The following is a 22,490-nucleotide window of genomic DNA, read 5'->3' as shown; positions in this document are numbered from 1 at the left end:
TTGAGAAATGAAAAAGAGCTTATTTACCTTTTTGGTATTTTTATCGGGGATAATTGCCTACGCACAAGATGCAAAAGACTTGTTGGATAAAGTAAAAAGCAAATATCAAAAAGCATCAACCTACTACATAAAATTTGATTTAGAAAATGGTGGAAAAAAATTCCAAGGTGAGGTATTTTCCTTAAAAGAGAAATTCAATCTCAACGTCATGGACATTAACCAGCTATATGACGGCAAAAAATTGTATACAATTTCTAATGATGACAAAGAAGTAACGATTTCTAACAGTCGAAACACAGATGATTTATTAACGCCTACTAAAATTCTAAATTCTTACACCAATGATTACACGTATAAGTTAGATAAAAAACAAACGATTGCTGGGCAACCCATTCAATACGTAAGATTTACCCCTAAAAACAATCAATCATCGATACAATATGCTTTATTAGGCATCAATACCAATAATAACCAAATTTATCAATATAAAGAAGTAAGCAAAAATAATCAAACGACTTCTATCACTGTAAAAGAATATTTAGAAAATTTAATTATTCATAAAAGTTACTTTAACTTTGACAGCAATAAATACAAGTCGAAAGGCTACATTGTGACACAATTATAATTGATGATTAAGAAACTTGACGGTTATGTTTTAAAGACCTTCATCGGTCCGTTTTTCTTTATATTTAGCATCTTATTTTTCATTTTTATAGTCCAGTTTGCCTGGCAAGAAATGGATAAATATGTAGGCAAAGGATTAGATTGGCTTACCATTGGTGAGCTTATCTTTTATATGGGCATTAACGTCATTCAACTCGTTTTACCGCTGACGATTCTTTTGGGGTCGATCATGACATTTGGAGGGTTTGGCGAACGATATGAGCTTGCCGCCATGAAAGCCTCTGGTCTTTCGCTCGTTCGTATTCTCTCATCTGTTTTTGTTTTGGTGGCATTATTATCGATAGGGCTGTACCATTTCGGGGACAAAATGATGCCTTATTCTCAACGGAAAGCTCGACAAATAATGTTTTCGGTTATCGAAGCAAAACCTACTCTGCAAATTACCGAAGGTGTTTTTAGCAACAATATCCCAGGCTTCAGCATGAAAGTAAATCGGGTCGACGGTGACAACAGCGAAAAGCTTACCGACATCTTTATTCATCAACAATTGAGCAAAACAGTCTTGGACGAAAACGGAAATGATATCAACATCGAACAAGACCCTTTGACCATAATTGCTGAAAAAGGAATTTTGCAAGTTGATAAACACAACCCTCGTTTTCTGAAGCTAGAACTTTTTGATGGAATTTCTTACACAGAGCCGCTAAAGAATAAAAGTTATGAGCAACGTAAACGACAAGAAAACCAAACAACAAAGTTCGATTCGCTGCATTACTTTATCGATATTTCTGCAATTGTTGATAAACAAACCCAACAAGATCCTGGCAACTTCTATAAAAACTTAAAAGGAAAAGACCTCAAACTCTTAATCGACTCGGTTCAAAAAACCAACCAGGAATTTTATCTTAATAATGCCAAAAGCAATTACATCAGTTCTTATTATTACAGTAATAAGATGGCAGAACTGAAGCAAGAAAAAGTAAAAATAGAACAGCCTTTGGTACAATTTGAACAATTGGAAAAAAACATTCAGATTATTTCTCTTAACTCGGCTATCGCCAATATAGATCGAGATATACAGAATAATGAGTTTCAGATTGAAGAAGACAATGCCCGAAAAAAATATTTTTCGAGAATCAATTTGCATTATTACCGTAATTGGTCTTATGCGATAACGTGTATAATTTTCTTTTTTATAGGAGCACCATTAGGAGCAATCGTGAAAAAAGGCGGAATTGGAATGCCCGTTATCATGTCGATAATAGTTTTTATTTTTTATTTTATCATCAATTTTACTGCTGAAAATCTCACCAAAAGTGGTAACTTACATCCGTTTTTATCGGCTTGGGCAGCAAATTTCATTTTTCTACCCTTTTCGGTACTTTTACTTCTAAAAGCCAATAGCGATTCTACTCTTTTCGATATTAGTAAATACATCGATCCGATAATGAAACTATACAGCAAATTCATAAAACCAAAAAACAGCGAACATTCTCGCTATCAATAAACAAGATTATGGAGACCTCAAAGACTCAATCAAAAACTAAATTAGATACAATAGAAGAGGCATTAGAAGACCTAAAGCAAGGGAAAATCATCATTGTTGTCGACGATGAAGATCGTGAAAATGAAGGAGATTTTGTAGGGATTGCCGAATTGGTAACACCAGAAATGATAAACTTCATGGTAACCCATGGACGTGGATTGGTCTGCGCACCCATCACGCAAGAACGCAGCAAACATCTCGGTCTAGATTTAATGGTCGGACATAATACAGCCGTTTTCGAAACCAACTTTACCGTTTCTGTAGACCTGAAAGGATATGGAACAACGACAGGAATTTCAGCTTCTGACCGTTCAAAAACCATCAAAGCATTGATCGATGATAATATCGACCCCGATGAATTGGGACGCCCTGGACATATTTTCCCGCTTATTGCAAAAGATGGCGGAGTCCTTGTACGCTCTGGACACACAGAAGCTACGGTAGATTTAGCACGTCTGGCAGGCTTCAAACCTGCAGGTGTACTCATAGAAGTTCTCAAAGAGAATGGAGAAATGGCGCGTCTCCCTGAATTGTTAGAAGTAGCCAACAAGTTTGATTTGAAGATTATTTCGATCGAAGATTTAATTGCCTATCGTCTGAAAAATGAGTTTTTGGTAGAAAGAATAGATGAATTCCCGGTGAAAACATTCTTTGGTGATTATAAATTGATTGCCTACAGACAAACAACCAACAATCAGATTCATTATGCCCTGACAAAAGGGGAATGGACCGAAAATGATGAAGTTGCTGTTCGTGTAAATTCTACCAATAGTTACTATGACTTGTTCTCTGCCCTACAAAATGGTGAGCAACCCATGCTAGCTTGTACAGCAAAAGTAATCGATGAAATTGGTAGAGGAACGATTATCTTTATCAATAATGTCCAAACGCCAGAATCTATCCACACAAAACTTAATTTATACAAAAAATACTCTGAAGGTAAAATGGATTCTGGTATTCTGCCAATAGATGAAAAAGATCACGGTATCGGATCACAAATTATAAAGGATTTAGGCATCAAAAAAATGAATATATTAACCCGTTCGACAAACAATAAAGAACCCGAAACTACTGAGTTCGGCTTAGAAATTGTGAGATATACACAAATCTAAAAACAAGAAAGTCAGTGCAAATGCACTGACTTTCATTTTTAAACCAACTAAATCTATAAACCTACTCACTTTTCGAATATCAAAATACGCTAAAAAAAAACAATTTCCTCTTGATGCATAATAAGAAAATATATACATTATTTATTCAATAAAGCTTTTTTACCAATTTTATAGAAAAAATAATTTCCATTAACTTTTCTCTATTTTTATTTATTATGAAATAAAGCCAATTTTCTGAACTTTGTCGTGCTCTAAAAAAAGCTGTAAATTCGTCATCATGAAAATAATTAGTTACAATGTAAACGGCATTCGAGCTGCACTAAGAAAGGGTCTTACCGAATGGTTGCGTGTAGCAAATCCTGATATATTTTGTGTACAAGAAACCAAAGCACAACCCGAGCAAGTGGATATTTCTGAAATCCAGGCATTAGGCTATACTGCTTATTGGCATTCTGCTCAAAGAAAAGGATATAGTGGGGTTGCAATTTTCAGTAAAATTCAACCAAAAAATGTAGAAATAGGCACAGGAATAGATTATATAGATCATGAAGGGAGAGTAATTCGATTGGATTTTGATCAGTTTTCCGTCATCAGTCTTTATCTGCCTAGTGGTACAAATATGGAAGAGAGGCTGGATTTTAAGCTTCAGTTTTGTGAAGATTTTCTTAATTATATCAGAAACCTAAAACAAAACATCCCGAATCTCGTTATAGCTGGAGATTATAACATTTGTCACGAAGCTATTGATATTCACGATCCGATTCGTAATGCCAAAGTTTCTGGTTTTTTACCCGTAGAACGCGATTGGATGACTCGCTTTATCGACCAATGCGAAATGATAGATTCTTACCGATTTTTTGTTAAAGAACCTCATCATTATACTTGGTGGAGTTATCGTGCCAATGCTCGCGCAAACAACAAAGGGTGGCGAATAGATTACCATATGGTAAGTCATCAACTAAAAAATAATATAAAAAGAGTTGGAATTCTTACCGAAGCAAAACACTCGGATCATTGCCCAATTTTGGTAGAACTTGAATTCTAAAAAAATAGAACAAACCTATGAAAAAAGGTCTTTTTTCTCTTATAACTCTAGCAACATTTGCAACTTGTGTTCCGCTAAAAAAATACAATGATTTAGAAGATCGGTATTACCTGTTGATGCAGGAAAAAAATAATTTTGAAGGAAAATTGAGTGATTTGGATAACATTTTGACTCAGAAAAATGAAGAAATTGCTCAGCTACAACAAGAACTTGCTAATAAACAAACCGAGCTAGATGAACAGCAAAATGCATTCGAAGCTCTAGCACAAGACTCATCGAAAGAGTTACAAGACAATATCGAAAAAAATCGTGATTTGCTAAATCAATTAGCCAAAACAAGATCAGATTTAACATCAAAAGAAACAGAGTTACAAGCCAAAATAAAACGAATCAATGAGCTCGAAAACTTATTGGCACAACAAAGAAAAGCAATCGCGAAACTAAAACAATCTATTTCTGATGCTTTACGCGGATTCGAAGGCAAAGGAATTACAGTTTACGAGAAAAATGGGCAAATTTATGTATCTATGGAAAATAAATTGCTTTTTTCTACTGGCAAATGGGACGTACGCCAGGAAGGAATAAGTGCTCTAGTTCAACTTTCGAGTGTTCTGAAAAAACAAAACGACCTAAATATTCTAATCGAAGGACACACAGACAGTGTGCCATATGGTGCAAAACAAGGTGATGTACAAGATAACTGGGATTTATCGGTTATGCGAGCAACGGCAGTAACCAAAATTCTACAAAAAGATGGTGTTCGTCCGACTCAAATGACAGCGGCCGGTAGAAGTAAATATATCCCTATTGGTGACAATGCAACTGAATCTGGGAAAGCTAAAAACAGACGTGTGGAAATTATCATCACACCAAACCTAGAGAAAATCAATAAATTATTGAATCAAATATAAGTATCTTTATGGCCACCGGAAGGTGGCTATATTTTTTTTTAATTTATATGAAAATTATCGGAGATACCAAAAACTTGGTCATAAGAGAGTTTCTAGAATGGGATGCTCAAGAACTCTTTTTGATGAATTCGGATATCGAATTGATGAAAAAAGTAAATGAAAAACCCTACCTTTCTATAGAAGAAGCAAAAATATTCATCGAGCAAATGCATGCTCATTACCAAGAGAATGGGTTTGGTTTGTATAGTGTACACGAAATGAGAGGTGGACGCTTTGTGGGTTGGTGCGGTTTGCGAAAGACCAAATATGGACCTGTTCTCAATGTACGAATAAAGAGAAAACAATGGAACAAAGGTTATGCAACCGAAGCGCTACAACTGGTTATCGATTATGCAATCAATGAACTGAAGTTAGATAAAATTGCAGCTAAAATCCAACCTAATAATCCCGCAACAAAAACAATATTAGAGAAAACAATCCTAGAAAACTCCACAGAAAACCCACTGGTTTATCTATGGAAAAGAGAAGCATAAAAAGTTTAGGAAATCTCTATTTTTCATTTGGTTTTGGGTGGATAATTTTTCAGTAATTTCTGAATCCCTTTTTCCATAGCTACATCTCTTGTTTCGGGTGATGCATTATAAGGCATTTGAATGGCTAGGATACCCTCCCAAATCAATTGATTGTTTTGCCAAAATTGCACAGTGAAGTCTTGGTTTAATTTTTTAGAACTGATAGGAATCCCAAAAGAAACCCCTCCACCAAAACCACCTCTATAACCATAATTTCCGCCTCCTACTCCAACACCAACAGAACTATTACTGTTTTTGGATACGTATTCTTTCGGATAGATTTGGATCTGGATATCCGCATTCTCTGAATAGAGTAGATTTTTTTGGGACAATTGTTTTTTTAAAATACTAAGAAAACGTTCTTTATCCAATTCATCCAATTGTATGCTATCTTCGTTTATTGAATAAGTTTTCAGTGAATAGAAATTTATATTACGGTCATAATCTACTTGTACTTGTTGGGTGGTACAGGCCGTTAATCCTGTCAATACGATCAGTAAAATATAAAACTTTTTCATCTTATTTATTTTCTTCTATATATTGTTGCACAATCCTTCTCAACGACTCAAAGCCAATTTCCTGTAAGTTAACATCTTGCATTGCTATCCATCGGATAGATTGTATTTCATCATCCTCCAAATTTAATGCCGCATTCTCTGGAAAATTAGCAATAAAAGCCAAATCGCACGTACGATATTCTACATCTTTGTATAAATATTTATTAGGTTGAGATCTATAATACCAAAGATTTTCGACCGGAATATCCAAATTCAATTCCTCCTTTAACTCTCGTTGTGCTCCTTCTTCTGCCGACTCTTTTGGGTCGACAAAACCACCAGGCAAGTCGAGTTTCCCAAGCATAGGTTCTTTATTTCGAACACAGAAAAGTAATTCATTGCCTCGCCTAATAATTATTGCTGTTGCTGTTGCAACATTATGAAAATATACAAAATCACATTGACTGCAATGTAGGCGATGATAATCATAGATTTCAATACTAGAAGCGCCACAATGTGGGCAATAGTTGAATTGTTTTTGCATACTTCTTTATTTATTCCTTGGATGATGGTTGAGGATTGCTTCTCTCAAATGTTCTTGATCAATATGTGTATAAACTTCTGTTGTTACAATATTTTCGTGCCCTAACATTTGCTGAATAGCGCGTAAATCGGCTCCATTTTTCAGTAAATGAGTTGCAAAAGAATGTCTGAATGTATGCGGGCTTATATTTTTTTGTATTCCTGCGATGATGGATAATTCTTTTATAATAGTAAATATCATAACACGTGTAATATTCCGCCCTCTTCTATTAAGAAAAAGAATATCCTCGTACCCTGGTTGAATGGGTTGATGTTTTCTGATTTCGTTCCTATACAAGTCGATGTACTTTATGGTATATGGACTTATCGGAACCAAGCGCTCTTTGTTTCCTTTTCCCAGAACTCGTATAAATCCTTCTTCGAAAAAAAGATCCGAAATCCGTAGATTTACCAACTCCGTCACCCGTAAACCACATCCGTATAGCATTTCTATTATAGCCCTATTTCGTTCGCCTTCTGGTTTTGATAAGTTGATTACATCAACCAAACGATCGATTTCTTTTTCGGTTAACACATCGGGTAATTTTGTGCCAATTTTTGGGCTTTCTAATAATTCTGTTGGGTTATCTTGTCTTATTTCCTCGTACTGCAAATAATTAAAATAGCTTTTAAGTCCAGACAGTATTCTTGCTTGTGAGCGTTGACTGTATTCTTTGGCCATTGCGTGTACAAATTCTACCAAACTATCGTAGGTGTGTTCTTGGGGTAAAAGAGGAGAGAATTGTTGTAATTTTTTTATATCTCGCATATAGCTTTCGATCGTATTATTTGCCATATGTTTTTCCAGCTTCAGGTAAGTTTGGTATTCGAGTAAGCTCTCTTCCCAGCTCATCTTTTTCTTTTGTTTTCTAATTCTATAACTCTTTTTATCATTTCATCTTCGGGTAGCCAGACACGGTAATACATAGGTAATCCGAACTTGAGCTTTGCTACAGATGCTTTGAGAAACGTGTTAACAATGGGAAAATAATCTTTTTTGACCATGCTGGATTTAAGTCCAAGAATCTTGAGAAAATCTGCATGGTAAAGAGATCCGTCGAAATATCGATAAAATATATTTTCGGTTTGCAATAGGAGAATATTTTTATTTTCGTCGGTTTTGTTAAAAACGAATTCATCATAATATTTCGCATCAGGATTATACGTTAGCCAATTGGCTACCGACAGTGTATCGAACGCTACAAACTCGTCGGGAACTATTCCTCCACCGCCGTATACTATTTTTCCAGATGGAGCTCTGAATTTTAATTGTTCGTTGAGCTTTATGCTATCTCTTGAGAACAGCTCACCAGAACGTATACGATTGTGCAAATCTTCATTATAAGTTTCTTTGCTAACGGTGTAAGGTTTTTGTATAGACCGTCCGCTTGGCGTGTAGTATCTTGCAACCGTCAGAAGAATGCTAGAACCATCACCCAAATCGATTTCTCGTTGTACCAACCCTTTCCCGTATGAGCGCCTACCAACTATTGTACCGCGGCCATAATCTTGCAATGCTCCAGCAACAATTTCGCTCGAAGAGGCCGATCCTTCATCTATCAGCACATAAACTTGTCCTTGCTCGAATAAGCCGCCTTTTGTAGCGAAAATATATTTTTTCTTTTCGTCTTTATCTTTGGTAAAGACAATCAGTTCGTTTTTGGTTAGAAACTCATCTGCAATTGCTTCTGCCTGCGACATTACTCCTCCGGGATTTCCTCTTAGATCAAGAACCAAAGTTTGCATACCTTGTGCCAGAAGATTTTTTAGGGATTGATGGAAATAGGAAGCTGCATTGTTGGTAAACTTAGATAGCTTTATATACCCTAACTCTTGATTGATCATATGTTCGCCAACAATCGGATTGACGGGGACAATGTTTCGCTTAGCTGTTACAGTAATGGAGTCTTTGTTACGTAATAAATCTAGCTGAACTGTGCTACCTTTTCTGCCTTTGATCAATTGCTCGAATTTCGATGCGTTTTTTCCTACAACACTCTCCTTATCTACGGCGAGAATACGGTCACCAAAACGCAATAAATCTACATTTGGACCATCTTGCAAAGCACGTGTAATCACCAGAGTATCTCGGAGTCCTTTGTATTCTATACCAATCCCAACATATTCTCCTTTGATTTCTTGATTGGCTTTATCAACTTTTACTTTTTCTATGTATTTGGAGTGTGGATCTAGTTGATCGACAATTTTTTTTATGGCAACATCGACCAAACTATCAGAACTTATTCCGTCGATATATTGTGCATCGATTAAAGAAACTAACCGTCTGATTTTTTGCTCGTTTCCACTATAATGCAATCCGATAATTTCATCATTACTATCGAAGGCAATGTCGTACCGTTTTCCTGCTAAAAATCCGAATAAAAAAAGAATAAGTACAACCAGAAAATAATTGAGTATTTTGAAAAATTTTCGCATAAAGTTCACAAAAACTCTTCTGGAATTTGTTCGATTACAACGCCAGCTTTATGTAAAAAGTCTAGCCCTTCTACATCTTTATAATCTTGCATATACACTACACGGTTGATACCCGACTGATGAATGAGTTTACTACAATCTTTGCAAGGCGAAAGAGTGAGATATAGTGTTGCACCTTTGCACGACTGTGTAGATGCGGCAACCTTGAGGATTGCATTGGCCTCTGCATGCAAAATATACCATTTGGTTTCGCCATTTTCGTCTTCGCATCTATTATCAAAACCGCTTGGCGATCCGTTGAATCCATCGGAGATAATGGCTCGATCTTTAACAATAATGGCGCCTACTTTTTTTCGTTCACAGTAGGATAGTTTTGCCCATTCTCTTGCGATTCGCAGATAAGCTTTATCGTATTTTAATTGTTTTTCGTCTTTCATGTATTTCGATTCTATGCCTCTTGTTTGGTTCTGGTCCATAGTGGGGGGATGATAAACGGAAATGGATTTTGGACAAAAGCTTTGATGACTTGTAAAGATAGTGAGAATATTTTGGCAAATGGGATATTATTCGAGCGCATTGCCAAGAGCAACGATAGAGTAAAACTTACGATAAAGTTGAATCCCCCAATCAGAAATACAGAGATAAAAGCGATAATTAACGGAGCAATATCGAAATGATAACCGATTCCTCCGATACCGATGGCTAAGTTTCCAGCGGCAAAAGTGATGTGTCGGATATCGAACGGGATACCTGTAAATTGCCCGACCAAAAAGGCCATTCCCATCATAAAACCAAAAGCGACGTTCCCGACAACTCCTCCGAGATTTATCTCGAACCAATGGGCAATTTTACGGCGTTTATGGGTAGAAAATAACCGTTTGAGGATGGGATGATTGTATATCCTGTCGGGTATATTATTATATCGTTGATTGTTAATGACTAATCCAGAAATGAGTCCAGAAATGAACAAGAATACACCGGCAATAGATGCAAACCAAAATATTTTACCGTCCATCGTAACCAATTCTTCCCAAAACTGATAGGCTTTAGAGTATTTTATGAAATCTATTTTCAGTATGTCTTTTATGATATAGAACAGTCCTAATGAAATCCCAAATCCTGCAATCACATTCCCCATAAAGGCAATAAACTGTGAACGAGAGAGTTGAGCAAACAATGTTGTAAAGTCTTTTACGTTGATTTCATTGCCCTCTGTTGGTTTAATGGCTTGTGCTACTCGTGCTGCAGTCATCGATGGTTGCTTTGTTGCAAGTGTCCAATGCAAAAGGTATATGGTACTGAATCCGATGGCATAATTTAGACTATAGAAGAAACCGTGAAATAAAGGCGATGCATTGTCTACATTACTAATTAGTACTTTGATGAAACACAAAATGGAAACGATAAACCCACCACCGCACGCGGTAGAAAACATTTTTATGTAATCTTTAGCAGTAGAAGTAATGTATTTCTCTCCTGTTTTCCCGTTATGATAGGTTGCTAAGAAAGTTACCAAATAGACTGTAGCACTCAACTGATTGCTTACCAGATTTTTGGGCGAATAGAAACCCACCCATGATTTGGTTGCTTGGGTAAGAAAATCGACAATTCCTGCTGTATTGAGACGGTTATATTGATTAATCAACAACTGTAAACGTACCAATTGTTGTTGCATAGTATTGAGTTTCGATGCAACTTTTAGCGATATTCCTTTGTAATCTTTTTGTGTAAGAATGTTTTCTAATAAAATCTTACAATCGACTATATGTTTTTTGATCTCTAATGTATCAAAATTAACTTCGATTTTATCAACAATCCGGTTTATTCTTAGTGATAATTTAGATACTGGATTATCTAAGTAATTTACTTCGTTCGTGTAACGTATTAATTCTTTATCTGCAAACTCTCCTGTTATTCTATCATTGAGGATAGATATGGACTGTAATAATTGTGATTGGATATTGGCATGGATTTCTTTCATCTGTTCTTCTGATGTATCAGAAAGCAAAACACTATACAATCGTTGCCAGCGATCTTTGGGAATTAGTTTTACCCATTTAAAATTCTTTTGTTCATAAAAAATTTCATTCAGCAATGACGATAGTTCGTTATTATCTTCGATTTCTGGCAAAATAAAATCGCCAATACGTTTTCGAATCATCGAAAATAAACCATCGAACGTGGTTATACCAGAATCTACTAAATAGGCTATAAAATTTAACTGACGGAAACTTTCTGAATAGAGCTTGAGGAATTTTTCTCGGTAAGTAGAATCTCTCTCTAGCGTCGAGGTGAGATCGTCTATGAAGTCTATTGCATTGGGATAATTTTTTCGGGCAAACTTTAGAACTTTTACTAAATAGCTTTTGTCATAGGATTGGGAAATAGTTAATAGAGCTTCTAACTTCATGCACACTCATTTTTATAGACAAAGGTATCAATAATATCGTTGTAAAATTAAAATTTGAATTGTTTTTCACTAATCGATGGATTGATTTTTATCTCACTGAAAGTTACCACATATTCGCCTCCTTGTTTGGGTTTACCTACAATTTTCATGGCAAAGGTTAGCCCATTAATTTTCTTATAATTTGAGTATATCAAAGTTTCTTCTTTGTTTTCCTCCATTAATAATTGATAGGTTTTCTTGTCAAAATAATAATAAGTAATATTTTTATTTTTACTCAATGCTACCTTGTATACAGGTATTTTTTCTACTTCTGTTTCCCCTACAAGTTGTACCGTAAATCCTTTCTTTTTATACATTAATAAATCAGAGTCGAATGCATCTGGCTGATAATTTGGTACGACAACATTTTTCTTGAGGATGTCGCTGTACGTCCAACCATTTTTACCATCGTATCCTTCGTTGAGTACTTCCTTTTGGTTCATGATAAATACTACTCGTTTGTGGTAAGGTCTTTTGTGATAGACTACTAATGGATAAGTATTATTCACGTCCAAAGCTACGTCTCCTTTGAGAATTATGCTGTTCAGATTTATCCAACTTTTTTCTCCTCCAGTGTTTTCTATATTTTTCTGTACAATTTCTTCGGCATTTTGCGCCAACAAAAAAACGGTAGAGAATAAAAATACTAGTACTGAGAGTGCGGTTTTCATAGATACATTAATTTTATAATCGAGCCAATATATAAAGAAATCCATTCACAAAGGCATGGATTTGCAAAACATTAACGTTCTATTTAGAGTTTTTGGCAGGATATAATTTTGCTATGAATCGATTTTTATATGTGACCAATTATCGCCACGTATTATCCTATATATCTGACCTTCTGATATATTGTATTGTTTGGCCAACGTAGCTACTTTTATTTTTTTATTCGGGTTGGCCAATTTCTTTTTTAGACTCCGCACTTGTTTCTCAGTCAACTTACTATTGGGTAAATTATTTAGGCGAGAGCGTCCTTTCATTTTTCTGAAAAGATGCTGATTGTGTTCTTTCCACTCATCATGATTGGCCCATTGTAGATTTTCTACTGCATTGTTAAGTTTGTTATGATCTAAATGAACCACATATTTTTTATTTTCTGGATTTTCTAAAAAAGTTTCTGCCACCATTTTATGCACATACCAAGCAGTTCTTTTCCCATCCTTTAGAACAATCCAAATTATTCTATACCCATTGTTTAGGGTTCCTTCGACAATTTTGAATCTATCAGAACCTTGATATATTTTTTTTACTAATCCAGAATTCGAGACCATGAAGCTTCGGTTGGTCGCTAATTCTTCATCCTCATAATCTTTCCAAACTTCTTTCATTTTTTGTGGTATTAAAAAACATCTATTTCACCACAATTTCCATACCACATAAGGTGCTGATAACCAAATTAATGATATTCAATTAAAGTAGCTTTCGGGCTTGTTCTAAATCTTCTTTTGTGTCGATCCCGATTCCTACAAAATCTGTTTCCACTACTTTTATTCGCATCCCATACTCCATATACCGTAATTGTTCTAGTTTTTCGGCCAATTCGTTTTGCAAAGGTGCAAGTTTTGCAAACTTTAGTAGCGCTTCTCTACGGAAAGCGTATACACCAACATGCCTATAATAGGTAGGATGAAAAGTAGTGTCTCGCGAAAAAGGAATCGGACTTCTAGAGAAATATAGTGCATAATTTTGCGCATCGGTTACCACTTTTACAACATTCGGATTATGGATTTCTTCTTCTTTTTTGATTTCAATTTTCAGGGTAGAAAGAGAAACATCTTCTGCCTCTTCTCCACGGAAAGTCATTAACAAATCAGCCAAAGCCTTTCGGTTAATAAATGGTTCATCACCTTGTACATTGAGGACAACATCGGCATCGATATTTTCTATAGCTTCGGCAATACGATCGCTCCCTGTTTCGTGTTCTTTTATACTCATCATTACTTTTCCGCCGTGCATAGAAATTTCATCATAGATAAGCTTCGAGTCTGTTACTACAAAAACTTCATCAAAAAGTTGAGTTTCTACGACATTTTCATAGGTCGTTCGGATGACAGTTTTCTCTCCTAATTTTTTCATTAATTTACCAGGAAAACGAGTAGAGCTATAACGAGCGGGAATAACAGCAATTATTTTCATTCGTATTTTTTAGTTATAATCGATAACAAATGTGAGAAAAAGAATAATTATAGAACGAATAAGTTAGAGGATATCTTTTGAAATCTTTAACTTTACACAAATTTTGAGCGTGAAGAATCTTTTCAAAATCATTCTTATCATCTTTGCCATTGCGTTAGTTTGCACCTATATGCTCGACCTGAAAGAAACGTATCAAACCAAACAAGCACTACAAACGCAAGCAAAACCGTAATTCTATGCATGCAGAAAACACAAAATCTTTGGCGTTGTTACTAACCCCGACAAGCCTTATTTACGCAACCTTGAAGGATACCGAACAGGAAATTAACTTCCAAAATGTTCAGGTTTTTCGGACAGAACATACAGCAACAAAAATTGCCGAGAAAGATATTGTCGAAGAACTGAAAAGCAATTTAGTTTTCAGGCAATCCTATCATCGTATACATTTAGCCTTTCTGACTAACCAAATGCAATTAATCCCGAATGAGTTTCTAGATCTTCCGTTCGAGCAACTAATGCAACTTCCTAATGAAAATACGACAAGTGGCGAAAAGAAAAATTATCTCGATAGCCCACTCGATTCTTTGAATGCAAGCATTGTGTATGAAATTTCGACTACGATAAAAGATGCATTACTAGAAATAGAAAGCTTACGAAATGTTCAGCTGTTTCACTCAGGGAAATTGTTTTTAGACCATTTACATCCGTCTGGTGAGGATGAAGAAATGTTTCTCAATCTACATCAACAACAATTAGAGATTGCAGTTTATAAGCAAGCTCAACTGCAATATTACGCAGTATTTCCGTTGCAGTCTATCGACGATTTTTTATATTTTACGCTGGTTGTTCTCACACAATTAGAGCTGGATTATACCCATTGTTCTGTCTACTGTTTCGGAGAAATTACTGCAAGTTCTGATTATTATCAGCAATTAAAAAAACAAATTCGCAACGTTCATCTAGGACTGAAAGACGAAAATTATTGCGAAAATTTCACCTTATATAATTTATTCTAATGCGTATAATTTCTGGAGAATTCAAAGGAAAAAGAATTTCGGCTCCGGCCAATTTACCGGTTCGTCCGACCACAGATTTTGCCAAAGAAGGTTTGTTCAATGTCCTCAATAATGAATGGTATTTTGATGAAATAACCGTTTTGGATCTTTTTGCTGGGACAGGAAATATCACATACGAGTTTGCTTCTCGTGGTGCTAAACATATTACAGCTGTTGACCAACACAATGGTTGCATTCGGTTTATTAACGAAACTGCTTGTAAGATTAGAGCACAAGATCGCATCGATGCAATAAAAGCAGATGTTTATAAATTTCTAGAAAGAAAAGCAACGCAAACATTCGATATTATCTTTATCGATCCACCATATCAATATTCTTTAGAGGATTTTCAGAAAGTTTTGCAACTCATCAAAGCCAATGGTTGGCTGGCCGAAGAAGGAACCTTGATAATGGAACATCCGAAAGAATATTCATTTGATGATCTGGAAGGTTTCGTCTTGCACAAAAAATATGGTAACGTACACTTTAGTTTTTTTTCTTAATTTTTTTAACATTTACTGATAAATCTCATAAAATTATTTTTTTATTTATAATTAGTCTAACTAAATTTGCAAAAGTTATTTAGAATAAATAAAAATAATATTTATCATGAGAAAAAATAAACTCCTTTTGTCAACATTTGCATTATTTGCCTCGCACTTACTTTTTGCTCAAGATGCTACCGAAAAAAAAGACACTGTTCGTGAGCTAGAAGGTGTCGAAGTTTTTGGAGATCGAAATAAAAATCAACGCGGATTAGAATCAATCACTCGATTCCCTGTGAATCCGAATGATCAAATCCAAACAATTTCTATCCTCTCAGAAAAACTAATAGAAGATCAAGGAGCGCTAAGCATTACCGATGTTGCACGCAACGTTCCTGGTGTTACTTTGTTTGCATCGTACGGTGGAAATAGAGAATCTATGTCGATTCGTGGTTACCGAGGAACCCCAATTTTACGCAACGGTGTCCGCCAAGACTCTGACTTCCGTACAGCTTCTGGGATAGCTGATATGCAAGGGATAGAATCTGTACAAGTTATCAAAGGTTCTGCTGCCATTACGCAAGGTGTAGGGAACGGTTTGGGAGCTGCAGGAGGAGTAATCAACTTAGTAACCAAAACGCCTCGTTTCGTGAACCAAAGAAATATTGGATTACGTGTAGGATCTTGGAACCAAATAAGAACTACTTTTGATGTACAACAAGTTTTGGATAATAACCGAAAACTGGCTGCTCGATTAACGGGTGCTTACCAACAAATGGATAGCTACAGAGATGTTGTTAACAACAAAAAATTCTACATTCAGCCATCGATTGCTTGGCGCCCAGATAGCAAAACAGAATTTGTTGCCGAAATGGATTATCTAAAATTTGATGGTGTTCCGGATCGTGGTACTGTAAACTTAGGACCAAACAACGTAAATGCACTTTACGATATCGGTAAAAAGTTTTTAGGTTTTGATACTGATTTTGATAAAACAGAAGCCATAACTTACTCTCTTCGTGGTACTCGCCAATTAACCGATAATATAACTGCACGTATAGCCTATTACTCTTCAATAAACGAACGCGATTCGCAAGGTGCTATATTATCATTACCAAGAGGATCTAAGGATTATGCGATTCGTAATCGTGCATTGTCGAGAAGTTTCAAAGACGATAGAAACTCAACCATCCAAGTAGATTTGATGGGGAAAGACTTCCAGTTTGGTATCGTGAAATGGAATTGGCAATTAGGCTATGATTACACCACAGTACGTGTAGATAATAGAAGAGTAAACTTTGGTACTGCAGATAAACCCGTAACAAGGATTGATGTTGATCAAATCAATGTATTGGACAACTTTACTAATCAAATGCCAAACAATTTTGATTGGGGAAAAATGCAATTGAATAATTTTTCTCCATTACAGAAAGATTTCTTCTACGGTTTCATGACCCAACATCATTTAGCGATAACAGATTATGTGAAATTGGTCGGAGCTTTACGCTGGTCATACTCAGGTCAAAATTCAGATGATGTAATCGACCCTATGCTTGGCTTGATGATTTCTCCTACCAAAAACATCAGCTTATTTGGATCTTATACGACAACATCTAGTTTGAGAGGTGCTTCGAATCCTTTACAAAATGGTGGAACAGTAGGTATATCAAGAACCAAACAATTTGAGTTTGGAGTGAAAACAGATTGGTTCGAGGATCGTTTACGTGCCAATGTCACCTACTTCGATATGAACAATGAGAATCTTTCGTATCAAGTTTATGAAGGAACCACTCCAACTGGTTTGTATGATTTGGCCGGAAATCTAAAACGCAAAGGTGTAGAGGTTGAAGTTACGGGACGTCCGTTACAAAACCTACAGGTTATCTTGGGATATGCGTATCTAGATGCACGATATAATAATTCTCCGTCGTATGTAAACAGATCACGTCCTATGAATGCTCCTTATAATACGGCAAATGCTTGGTTGCAATACAAATTCAGAAATACCAATAGCTTTATTGATGGTTTATCACTTTCTGCAGGTGTTTATTATGTTGGTTCTCGTCCGACCAACGAGTTTACAAAATTACCATTTATCCATGATACAGATCCTAACACAAAACCATTCAACATGCCAGAATACACAACGCTAAATGCACAAGTTGGTTACTCGCTGAAACGTTTTGACTTCCGTTTGTTCTTCAACAACATTACAGACGAAATCGGATACAACTCATATTTCCGCGGAGGATATATCAACCAAATAGATCCGTTTAATATGGCTGGACAAGTTATTTTTAAATTTTAACCCTCATCCATAAATAGTTTTTAATCAAAAAAAGGGGAGCCTCATGTAAGCTTCCCTTTTTTTATTTGCGTGATATTTTTTAACTTTCGAAAAATATTTTTATATGAAAACAACAAAACAGCTTAGTTTCCTTTTAGTATTTCTTATGGGCTGTATGATGGTTTTTGGGCAAGCCAATAACGAAATCCCTAAGAAAGTGCCGACCTTTGAATACATCAACCTTCTGAAAGAGAATATTTTTTCTGATAAAAATCTTCCTAAAAAAGGACAAACTCTTTTTATTTATTATACCACAGAATGTATTCACTGCCAAATAGCTGTGCAACATATGAATGATAATTCAGAAAAATTCAAGAACACCAATTTGATATTTGTTTCTACCTACCCAAAAGATAAAGTGCTAGAGTTTTTTGATATTTATGGTGAGAATTTTAAGAATGCTAAAAATGTAACGCTTCTTTTGGATTCGAATGATGAGTTTATTTTCAATTTCAATCCACAATCCTTCCCTTCTTTCTATCTGTATGATAAGGATAAAAACTTGGTAACCTACAAGAAGGGCTCTCTCGAGTTTCGTGATTTATTTTCTTACTTGAAAAAATAAAGTCTTACCGAAAACCTAAAAAAGCCGTTCTGAAAAATAGAACGGTTTTTTCTTTATAGAGTATAATTAATGTATCAATGCAATATTCATTAGAAAAATATAGCAAGCCTACATTCTAATTATATTTTGGTCTAAAGAGAACTTAGTGCAAAAGCTATAATTCGTTTTACTAGTATAATTAACATTGAAAAAACTCTGCTACCAGATGAACATGTGCAAAACCAATTGTATAAACTGGTTTCGATGATCGATTACAAAAGTAGTAGTGGTATTTTAGAAAATATCGATTATTATCATAATAACAAAACCCGCACAGTAATCTGAGCGGGTTTTATTTGTATATAAGAAATTATCTTATTCGCTTAGGATTTAGTTTCCTCCTTCTTCTAATTTCTTTTTAAGAGCAGCTAACTCATCGATATCTCCTAATGTAGAAGTTTCGATTTTATTATTGTTTTCCGCTACTTTTTCAGCTTGTTTCGCTTCTTCTTCGCGGAATATTGCGGTATGAGAAACTACTACACGACGGAATTCTTTGTTGAATTCAATTACTTTGAATTGAGCTTCTTCTCCTTTTTTGATACGAGACCCGTCTTCTTTTTCTAGCGTGCGAGCAGGAGCAAAAGCTTCTACGTCAACATCGTCAAACTGTACAGTTGCACCTTTATCAAAAACATCAACTGCTTTTCCTGTATGAACAGTTCCTACAGCATATTTCTCTTCGTATTTATCCCAAGGGTTTTCTGTCAATTGTTTGTGACCTAAAGATAAACGACGTGCTTCTACATCCAACTCAAGAACTACTACGTCTAAAATATCGTCTACATTCGTAAATTCTGATGGGTGCTTGATTTTTTTCGTCCAAGAAAGATCAGAGATATAAATTAATCCATCTACACCTTCTTCTAATTCTACGAATACTCCAAAGTTTGTGAAGTTACGTACTTTACCTTTGTGTACTGATCCTACAGGATATTTGGCTGTAATATCTGTCCAAGGGTCTGTAGATAATTGTTTGATACCTAAAGACATCTTGCGCTCATCACGGTCTAATGTTAAGATTTCTGCTTCTACTTCATCTCCTACTTTTACAAAATCTTGTGCAGAGCGTAAGTGTGTAGACCACGACATTTCCGATACGTGGATTAAACCTTCTACACCTGGGGCAACCTCTATAAATGCTCCGTAATCAGCTAATACAACTACTTTACCTTTTACACGATCACCAACTTTCATGTTCGGATCTAGAGCATCCCATGGGTGTGGCTCTAATTGTTTGATACCTAATTGGATTCTTGATTTGTCTTCGTCGAAATCTAAAATCACAACATTGATTTTTTGTCCATCTTCTAAGATTTCTGACGGATGATTGATTCGCGACCAAGAAAGGTCTGTGATGTGGATTAAACCGTCAACACCTCCCAAGTCTACAAATACTCCATACGAAGTGATGTTTTTCACTTCTCCTTCTAATACTTGACCTTTCTCTAATTGAGCAACAATTTCTTTTTTCTGCTCTTCGATATCAGCCTCGATAAGTGCTTTGTGAGAGACAACAACGTTTTTGAATTCTGGGTTGATTTTTACAACTTTAAACTCCATCGTTTTCCCTACATATTGATCATAGTCACGGATTGGTTTCACATCGATTTGCGATCCTGGCAAGAATGCTTCGATTCCGAATACGTCTACAATCATACCACCTTTTGTACGAGCTTTGATATATCCGTTAACTATCTCTTGTGTATCATGTGCATTGTTCACTGCAGCCCAAGCATTCAATGTACGTGCCTTACGGTGAGATAGAACTAATTGTCCGTTTTTGTCTTCACGCTGATCAACCATTACTTCCACTTCATCGCCAACTTTAAGGTCGGGATTGTAACGGAATTCATTTAAAGAAATAACTCCTTCAGATTTGAAATCGATATCCACAATCGCTTCCTTATCTGTTAAACGTACAACTTTACCTTTAAAAACTTCTGTTTCTGATAAGTCTTCTAAAGTATCATCATACATTGCTTCTAGTTCGGCTTTCTCTTTACGATCTGCTTCACCTAAACCAGACTCAAAAGAATCCCAATCAAATTCTTCTTGAGGTACGTTAGCGTTTACTAAATTTTCTACTTTAGGAGTTTCAAGAACTTGCTCTTGAATTTCTTCTTTTTTTGTCTCTTTCGACATAAAATATTCATTTGTATCTCAACATTTTAGACTCGAACCACCGTGGCAACTAAGTATTGAGAGGTGTTAATAATAATTAATATAAATATACTCGGTTCGATTAGCCACTAAGCGGATGCAAATTTACAACATTATTTTTAAATTTTATGTATTATTTTGATAATGAAAGATTTTAGTATGTTTTATGGCAAAAGATGGAGTAGTTTTTGCAAGAATATATCAAAATTTATAACCAATACAGAATATGGATAGTGTAAAAAAACTGAAACGTTTTTCTCAAGTTGCACAAGTTATCTCGAAGTATGGATTAGAAGAGTTAATTGCTCGATCGAACATAGAAACACTTACACCTAGTTTTTTTACGAGATGGAATCCTAAAGCGCGTAGAATTTTCGAACAAAATATATATGTAAGATTTCGATTAGCATTAGAAGAATTGGGTCCTACCTATATAAAACTCGGTCAATTAATCAGCAATCGAAAAGATTTAGCATCACCAGAAATGATTGCAGAATTGCAAAAATTACAAGATAATGTACAACCAGAAGAGATGGATATTGAAAAAAAAATTGAAGAAGAATTTTCTTTCCCCGCTTCTAAATATTTTCAATCGATTGATAAAAAACCAATTGCTGCAGCTTCTATCTCACAGGTGTACAGAGCAAAATTTCATTCTGGTGAAGAAGTTGTCCTCAAAGTAAAAAGAGAAAATATAGAGCAAATTATCGATGCCGACTTAGCTATCCTTAGAGATATTACCCAATATCTAGAAAAAAATTATGAAAAACTACGCAAAAAAAACATCAAACATATTTTACAAAGCTTCGAAAATTCTTTAAGAAAAGAACTTTCCCTTACGAATGAATACCAAAATATAGAGCGTTTTAGACATAATTTTATTGTTTCACCCGATGTGTACGTTCCTTTAGTTTACCCACAAATTAGCAATAATAATATATTGTGTATGGAATTTATTAGTGGTCGCAAAATCAATGAGAAAGATAAAATAGAGGCCATGGGATATGATCCTAAAAAAATTGTACTAAAAGGACTTGATATCTATGTGAAACAAATTTTAGAAGATGGATTTTTTCATGCAGACCCTCATCCTGGTAATATTTTTTTACTCGAAAACGGTAAGATAGCTTTTATCGATTTCGGATCGATGGGATATATAACAAATCTCGATAAGCAACGATTAGAAGAGATTGTCATTAATTTTGGATTTAAAAATGCACATAAAATAATTCGAAACCTGAAAAAATTAGCAATTTCGTATTATATCGAAGATGAAAACCAATTGGCACGAGAAATTATCGATATTATCGATTATATAGAATACAATACCATAGATACTATCGACATACAAGTAATTATCAGAAAAATAAACCAAATACTGAATACAAATCACATACTTTTGCCAGAATTCATCTATATACTTTTGCGCGGAATCGCACTTATAGAAGGAGTAGGTCGACAACTAGATGCCAATTTAAATCTACAAAAAGCCATCCAACCCTATGCTAAAAAAATAGCAAAAGAAAAGCTACACCCTAAAAATATTACTCAAAAGACGATTGAGAAAATCAAAAATTCAAAAGATTTAATAGAAGATATACCCGAAGATTTATCAAAACTAATCAATAAAATACTTAACAATCAATTTGGTCTTAATTTTCATATTCAAGACCTTCCAAAAATTGAGCATTTAGTCAAAAACAGTATAAATAAGCTCGTTTTAGCTATCCTTACATTAACCTTTGGATTAGGATCATCTTATCTTTCTTCAACAGAAATCTGGCCCATGATAGGAGGAATTCCTTTATTAGCATGGATAGGATTCGCCTTATCAATATTCACAGCATTAAATATTGTTATGCTTATTATACGAAATAAATAAACTAATTCACGGTAGGATGAAGTAGAAAAGATAGTTCTTAA

Annotated in this window: 22 protein-coding genes; 12 read left to right on the top strand and 10 right to left on the bottom strand. The window is 35.1% G+C overall.

The annotated features are described in order from the left end of the window. Window positions 1-7 precede the first annotated feature (7 nt). The 6 genes from HMPREF2660_RS04815 (at window position 8) to HMPREF2660_RS04790 (ending at window position 5,771) form a co-directional block, all read left to right on the top strand. Window positions 8-625 (top strand): outer membrane lipoprotein periplasmic chaperone LolA1, encoded by a 618-nt coding sequence (locus HMPREF2660_RS04815; protein WP_013597864.1) that lies wholly within the window; start codon window positions 8-10, stop codon window positions 623-625. Window positions 626-628: 3 nt separating this feature from the next. Beyond that, window positions 629-2,131, top strand: a complete 1,503-nt coding sequence (locus HMPREF2660_RS04810; protein WP_070485894.1) for an LptF/LptG family permease — start codon at window positions 629-631, stop codon at window positions 2,129-2,131. An 8-nt stretch (window positions 2,132-2,139) separates the two neighbouring features. Further along, the gene (gene ribB, locus HMPREF2660_RS04805; protein WP_070485892.1) at window positions 2,140-3,282 is read left to right on the top strand and encodes a 3,4-dihydroxy-2-butanone-4-phosphate synthase; all 1,143 of its coding nucleotides are present in this window, start codon (window positions 2,140-2,142) and stop codon (window positions 3,280-3,282) included. Between the two features lie 277 nt (window positions 3,283-3,559). After that, complete coding sequence (locus tag HMPREF2660_RS04800) at window positions 3,560-4,327, top strand: exodeoxyribonuclease III (RefSeq protein WP_070485890.1); 768 nt, start codon at window positions 3,560-3,562, stop codon at window positions 4,325-4,327. A gap of 17 nt (window positions 4,328-4,344) precedes the next feature. Continuing rightward, a complete protein-coding gene (locus tag HMPREF2660_RS04795; protein WP_070485888.1) occupies window positions 4,345-5,238 on the top strand; it encodes an OmpA/MotB family protein in 894 nt (297 codons plus the stop codon). A gap of 47 nt (window positions 5,239-5,285) precedes the next feature. Beyond that, on the top strand, window positions 5,286-5,771 hold the full coding sequence (locus HMPREF2660_RS04790) for a GNAT family N-acetyltransferase (RefSeq protein WP_013597870.1): 486 nt from the start codon (window positions 5,286-5,288) through the stop codon (window positions 5,769-5,771). Window positions 5,772-5,794: 23 nt separating this feature from the next. On the opposite strand, the gene HMPREF2660_RS04785 is transcribed toward HMPREF2660_RS04790, so the two are convergent. The 9 genes from HMPREF2660_RS04785 to kdsB all read right to left on the bottom strand — a co-directional run bounded on the left by HMPREF2660_RS04785 (window position 5,795) and on the right by kdsB (window position 13,913). Further along, on the bottom strand, window positions 5,795-6,328 hold the full coding sequence (locus HMPREF2660_RS04785; RefSeq protein ID WP_070485886.1) for a DUF4136 domain-containing protein: 534 nt from the start codon (window positions 6,326-6,328) through the stop codon (window positions 5,795-5,797). Window position 6,329: 1 nt separating this feature from the next. Continuing rightward, window positions 6,330-6,851: an NUDIX hydrolase gene (locus tag HMPREF2660_RS04780; RefSeq protein WP_070485884.1), complete on the bottom strand. Its 522-nt coding sequence runs from the start codon at window positions 6,849-6,851 to the stop codon at window positions 6,330-6,332. Window positions 6,852-6,857: 6 nt separating this feature from the next. Continuing rightward, on the bottom strand, window positions 6,858-7,742 hold the full coding sequence (gene xerD / locus HMPREF2660_RS04775; protein WP_070485882.1) for a site-specific tyrosine recombinase XerD: 885 nt from the start codon (window positions 7,740-7,742) through the stop codon (window positions 6,858-6,860). Continuing rightward, window positions 7,739-9,325 carry a S41 family peptidase gene (locus HMPREF2660_RS04770; RefSeq protein ID WP_070485880.1) on the bottom strand — a complete coding sequence of 529 codons (1,587 nt, stop codon included), beginning with the start codon at window positions 9,323-9,325 and terminating at the stop codon, window positions 7,739-7,741. The genes xerD and HMPREF2660_RS04770 overlap by 4 nt, the downstream gene beginning before the upstream one ends. 5 nt (window positions 9,326-9,330) lie before the next feature. Further along, window positions 9,331-9,762 (bottom strand): deoxycytidylate deaminase, encoded by a 432-nt coding sequence (locus HMPREF2660_RS04765; RefSeq protein ID WP_013597875.1) that lies wholly within the window; start codon window positions 9,760-9,762, stop codon window positions 9,331-9,333. Window positions 9,763-9,773: 11 nt separating this feature from the next. Then, window positions 9,774-11,735, bottom strand: a complete 1,962-nt coding sequence (locus HMPREF2660_RS04760) for a site-specific recombinase (RefSeq protein WP_070485878.1) — start codon at window positions 11,733-11,735, stop codon at window positions 9,774-9,776. A gap of 47 nt (window positions 11,736-11,782) precedes the next feature. Beyond that, the gene (locus HMPREF2660_RS04755) at window positions 11,783-12,445 is read right to left on the bottom strand and encodes a LolA-like protein (protein WP_013597877.1); all 663 of its coding nucleotides are present in this window, start codon (window positions 12,443-12,445) and stop codon (window positions 11,783-11,785) included. A 111-nt stretch (window positions 12,446-12,556) separates the two neighbouring features. Next, window positions 12,557-13,105, bottom strand: coding sequence for an HNH endonuclease (locus HMPREF2660_RS04750; RefSeq protein ID WP_013597878.1), 549 nt, complete (start codon window positions 13,103-13,105; stop codon window positions 12,557-12,559). An 82-nt stretch (window positions 13,106-13,187) separates the two neighbouring features. Then, the gene (gene kdsB / locus HMPREF2660_RS04745) at window positions 13,188-13,913 is read right to left on the bottom strand and encodes a 3-deoxy-manno-octulosonate cytidylyltransferase (protein WP_013597879.1); all 726 of its coding nucleotides are present in this window, start codon (window positions 13,911-13,913) and stop codon (window positions 13,188-13,190) included. 109 nt (window positions 13,914-14,022) lie between these two features. Between kdsB and HMPREF2660_RS11110 the strand changes: the two genes are divergently transcribed. The 5 genes from HMPREF2660_RS11110 (at window position 14,023) to HMPREF2660_RS04725 (ending at window position 18,365) form a co-directional block, all read left to right on the top strand. Continuing rightward, window positions 14,023-14,145, top strand: coding sequence for a hypothetical protein (locus HMPREF2660_RS11110; RefSeq protein ID WP_255356414.1), 123 nt, complete (start codon window positions 14,023-14,025; stop codon window positions 14,143-14,145). A gap of 4 nt (window positions 14,146-14,149) precedes the next feature. Further along, window positions 14,150-14,929 carry a DUF3822 family protein gene (locus HMPREF2660_RS04740; RefSeq protein WP_013597880.1) on the top strand — a complete coding sequence of 260 codons (780 nt, stop codon included), beginning with the start codon at window positions 14,150-14,152 and terminating at the stop codon, window positions 14,927-14,929. Beyond that, window positions 14,929-15,471: a 16S rRNA (guanine(966)-N(2))-methyltransferase RsmD gene (gene rsmD / locus HMPREF2660_RS04735; protein WP_013597881.1), complete on the top strand. Its 543-nt coding sequence runs from the start codon at window positions 14,929-14,931 to the stop codon at window positions 15,469-15,471. The genes HMPREF2660_RS04740 and rsmD overlap by 1 nt, the downstream gene beginning before the upstream one ends. 106 nt (window positions 15,472-15,577) lie before the next feature. After that, complete coding sequence (locus HMPREF2660_RS04730) at window positions 15,578-17,761, top strand: TonB-dependent siderophore receptor (RefSeq protein ID WP_070485876.1); 2,184 nt, start codon at window positions 15,578-15,580, stop codon at window positions 17,759-17,761. A 103-nt stretch (window positions 17,762-17,864) separates the two neighbouring features. After that, a complete protein-coding gene (locus HMPREF2660_RS04725) occupies window positions 17,865-18,365 on the top strand; it encodes a TlpA family protein disulfide reductase (RefSeq protein ID WP_013597883.1) in 501 nt (166 codons plus the stop codon). Window positions 18,366-18,734: 369 nt separating this feature from the next. On the opposite strand, the gene rpsA is transcribed toward HMPREF2660_RS04725, so the two are convergent. Next, entirely contained in the window at window positions 18,735-20,549 is a 1,815-nt protein-coding gene (gene rpsA, locus HMPREF2660_RS04720; RefSeq protein ID WP_013597884.1) for a 30S ribosomal protein S1, read from the bottom strand. A gap of 244 nt (window positions 20,550-20,793) precedes the next feature. Here rpsA and HMPREF2660_RS04715 point away from each other — a divergent pair, with 244 nt between their 5' ends. After that, window positions 20,794-22,449, top strand: a complete 1,656-nt coding sequence (locus HMPREF2660_RS04715) for an ABC1 kinase family protein (protein ID WP_070485874.1) — start codon at window positions 20,794-20,796, stop codon at window positions 22,447-22,449. Window positions 22,450-22,490: the final 41 nt, after the last annotated feature.

This window comes from Weeksella sp. HMSC059D05, assembly GCF_001809725.1.
Taxonomy (GTDB): Bacteria; Bacteroidota; Bacteroidia; order Flavobacteriales; family Weeksellaceae; genus Weeksella; species Weeksella virosa.
The sequence above is the reverse complement of the archived record's forward strand: the minus strand, read 5'-3'. Positions and strand labels throughout refer to the sequence as shown.

Excerpts from the sequence above, each read along its gene's own strand:
- HMPREF2660_RS04715 (WP_070485874.1), top strand. The coding sequence starts at position 20,794 with ATGGATAGTGTAAAAAAACTGAAACGTTTTTCTCAAGTTGCACAAGTT.
- HMPREF2660_RS04790 (WP_013597870.1), top strand. The coding sequence starts at position 5,286 with ATGAAAATTATCGGAGATACCAAAAACTTGGTCATAAGAGAGTTTCTA.
- HMPREF2660_RS04785 (WP_070485886.1), bottom strand. The coding sequence starts at position 6,328 with ATGAAAAAGTTTTATATTTTACTGATCGTATTGACAGGATTAACGGCC.
- HMPREF2660_RS04795 (WP_070485888.1), top strand. The coding sequence starts at position 4,345 with ATGAAAAAAGGTCTTTTTTCTCTTATAACTCTAGCAACATTTGCAACT.
- xerD (WP_070485882.1), bottom strand. The coding sequence starts at position 7,742 with ATGAGCTGGGAAGAGAGCTTACTCGAATACCAAACTTACCTGAAGCTG.
- HMPREF2660_RS04725 (WP_013597883.1), top strand. The coding sequence starts at position 17,865 with ATGAAAACAACAAAACAGCTTAGTTTCCTTTTAGTATTTCTTATGGGC.
- HMPREF2660_RS04810 (WP_070485894.1), top strand. The coding sequence starts at position 629 with ATGATTAAGAAACTTGACGGTTATGTTTTAAAGACCTTCATCGGTCCG.
- HMPREF2660_RS04770 (WP_070485880.1), bottom strand. The coding sequence starts at position 9,325 with ATGCGAAAATTTTTCAAAATACTCAATTATTTTCTGGTTGTACTTATT.
- kdsB (WP_013597879.1), bottom strand. The coding sequence starts at position 13,913 with ATGAAAATAATTGCTGTTATTCCCGCTCGTTATAGCTCTACTCGTTTT.
- ribB (WP_070485892.1), top strand. The coding sequence starts at position 2,140 with ATGGAGACCTCAAAGACTCAATCAAAAACTAAATTAGATACAATAGAA.
- HMPREF2660_RS04815 (WP_013597864.1), top strand. The coding sequence starts at position 8 with ATGAAAAAGAGCTTATTTACCTTTTTGGTATTTTTATCGGGGATAATT.
- HMPREF2660_RS04750 (WP_013597878.1), bottom strand. The coding sequence starts at position 13,105 with ATGAAAGAAGTTTGGAAAGATTATGAGGATGAAGAATTAGCGACCAAC.
- HMPREF2660_RS04740 (WP_013597880.1), top strand. The coding sequence starts at position 14,150 with ATGCATGCAGAAAACACAAAATCTTTGGCGTTGTTACTAACCCCGACA.
- HMPREF2660_RS04760 (WP_070485878.1), bottom strand. The coding sequence starts at position 11,735 with ATGAAGTTAGAAGCTCTATTAACTATTTCCCAATCCTATGACAAAAGC.
- HMPREF2660_RS04755 (WP_013597877.1), bottom strand. The coding sequence starts at position 12,445 with ATGAAAACCGCACTCTCAGTACTAGTATTTTTATTCTCTACCGTTTTT.
- rsmD (WP_013597881.1), top strand. The coding sequence starts at position 14,929 with ATGCGTATAATTTCTGGAGAATTCAAAGGAAAAAGAATTTCGGCTCCG.
- HMPREF2660_RS04730 (WP_070485876.1), top strand. The coding sequence starts at position 15,578 with ATGAGAAAAAATAAACTCCTTTTGTCAACATTTGCATTATTTGCCTCG.
- HMPREF2660_RS04765 (WP_013597875.1), bottom strand. The coding sequence starts at position 9,762 with ATGAAAGACGAAAAACAATTAAAATACGATAAAGCTTATCTGCGAATC.
- rpsA (WP_013597884.1), bottom strand. The coding sequence starts at position 20,549 with ATGTCGAAAGAGACAAAAAAAGAAGAAATTCAAGAGCAAGTTCTTGAA.
- HMPREF2660_RS04800 (WP_070485890.1), top strand. The coding sequence starts at position 3,560 with ATGAAAATAATTAGTTACAATGTAAACGGCATTCGAGCTGCACTAAGA.
- HMPREF2660_RS04780 (WP_070485884.1), bottom strand. The coding sequence starts at position 6,851 with ATGCAAAAACAATTCAACTATTGCCCACATTGTGGCGCTTCTAGTATT.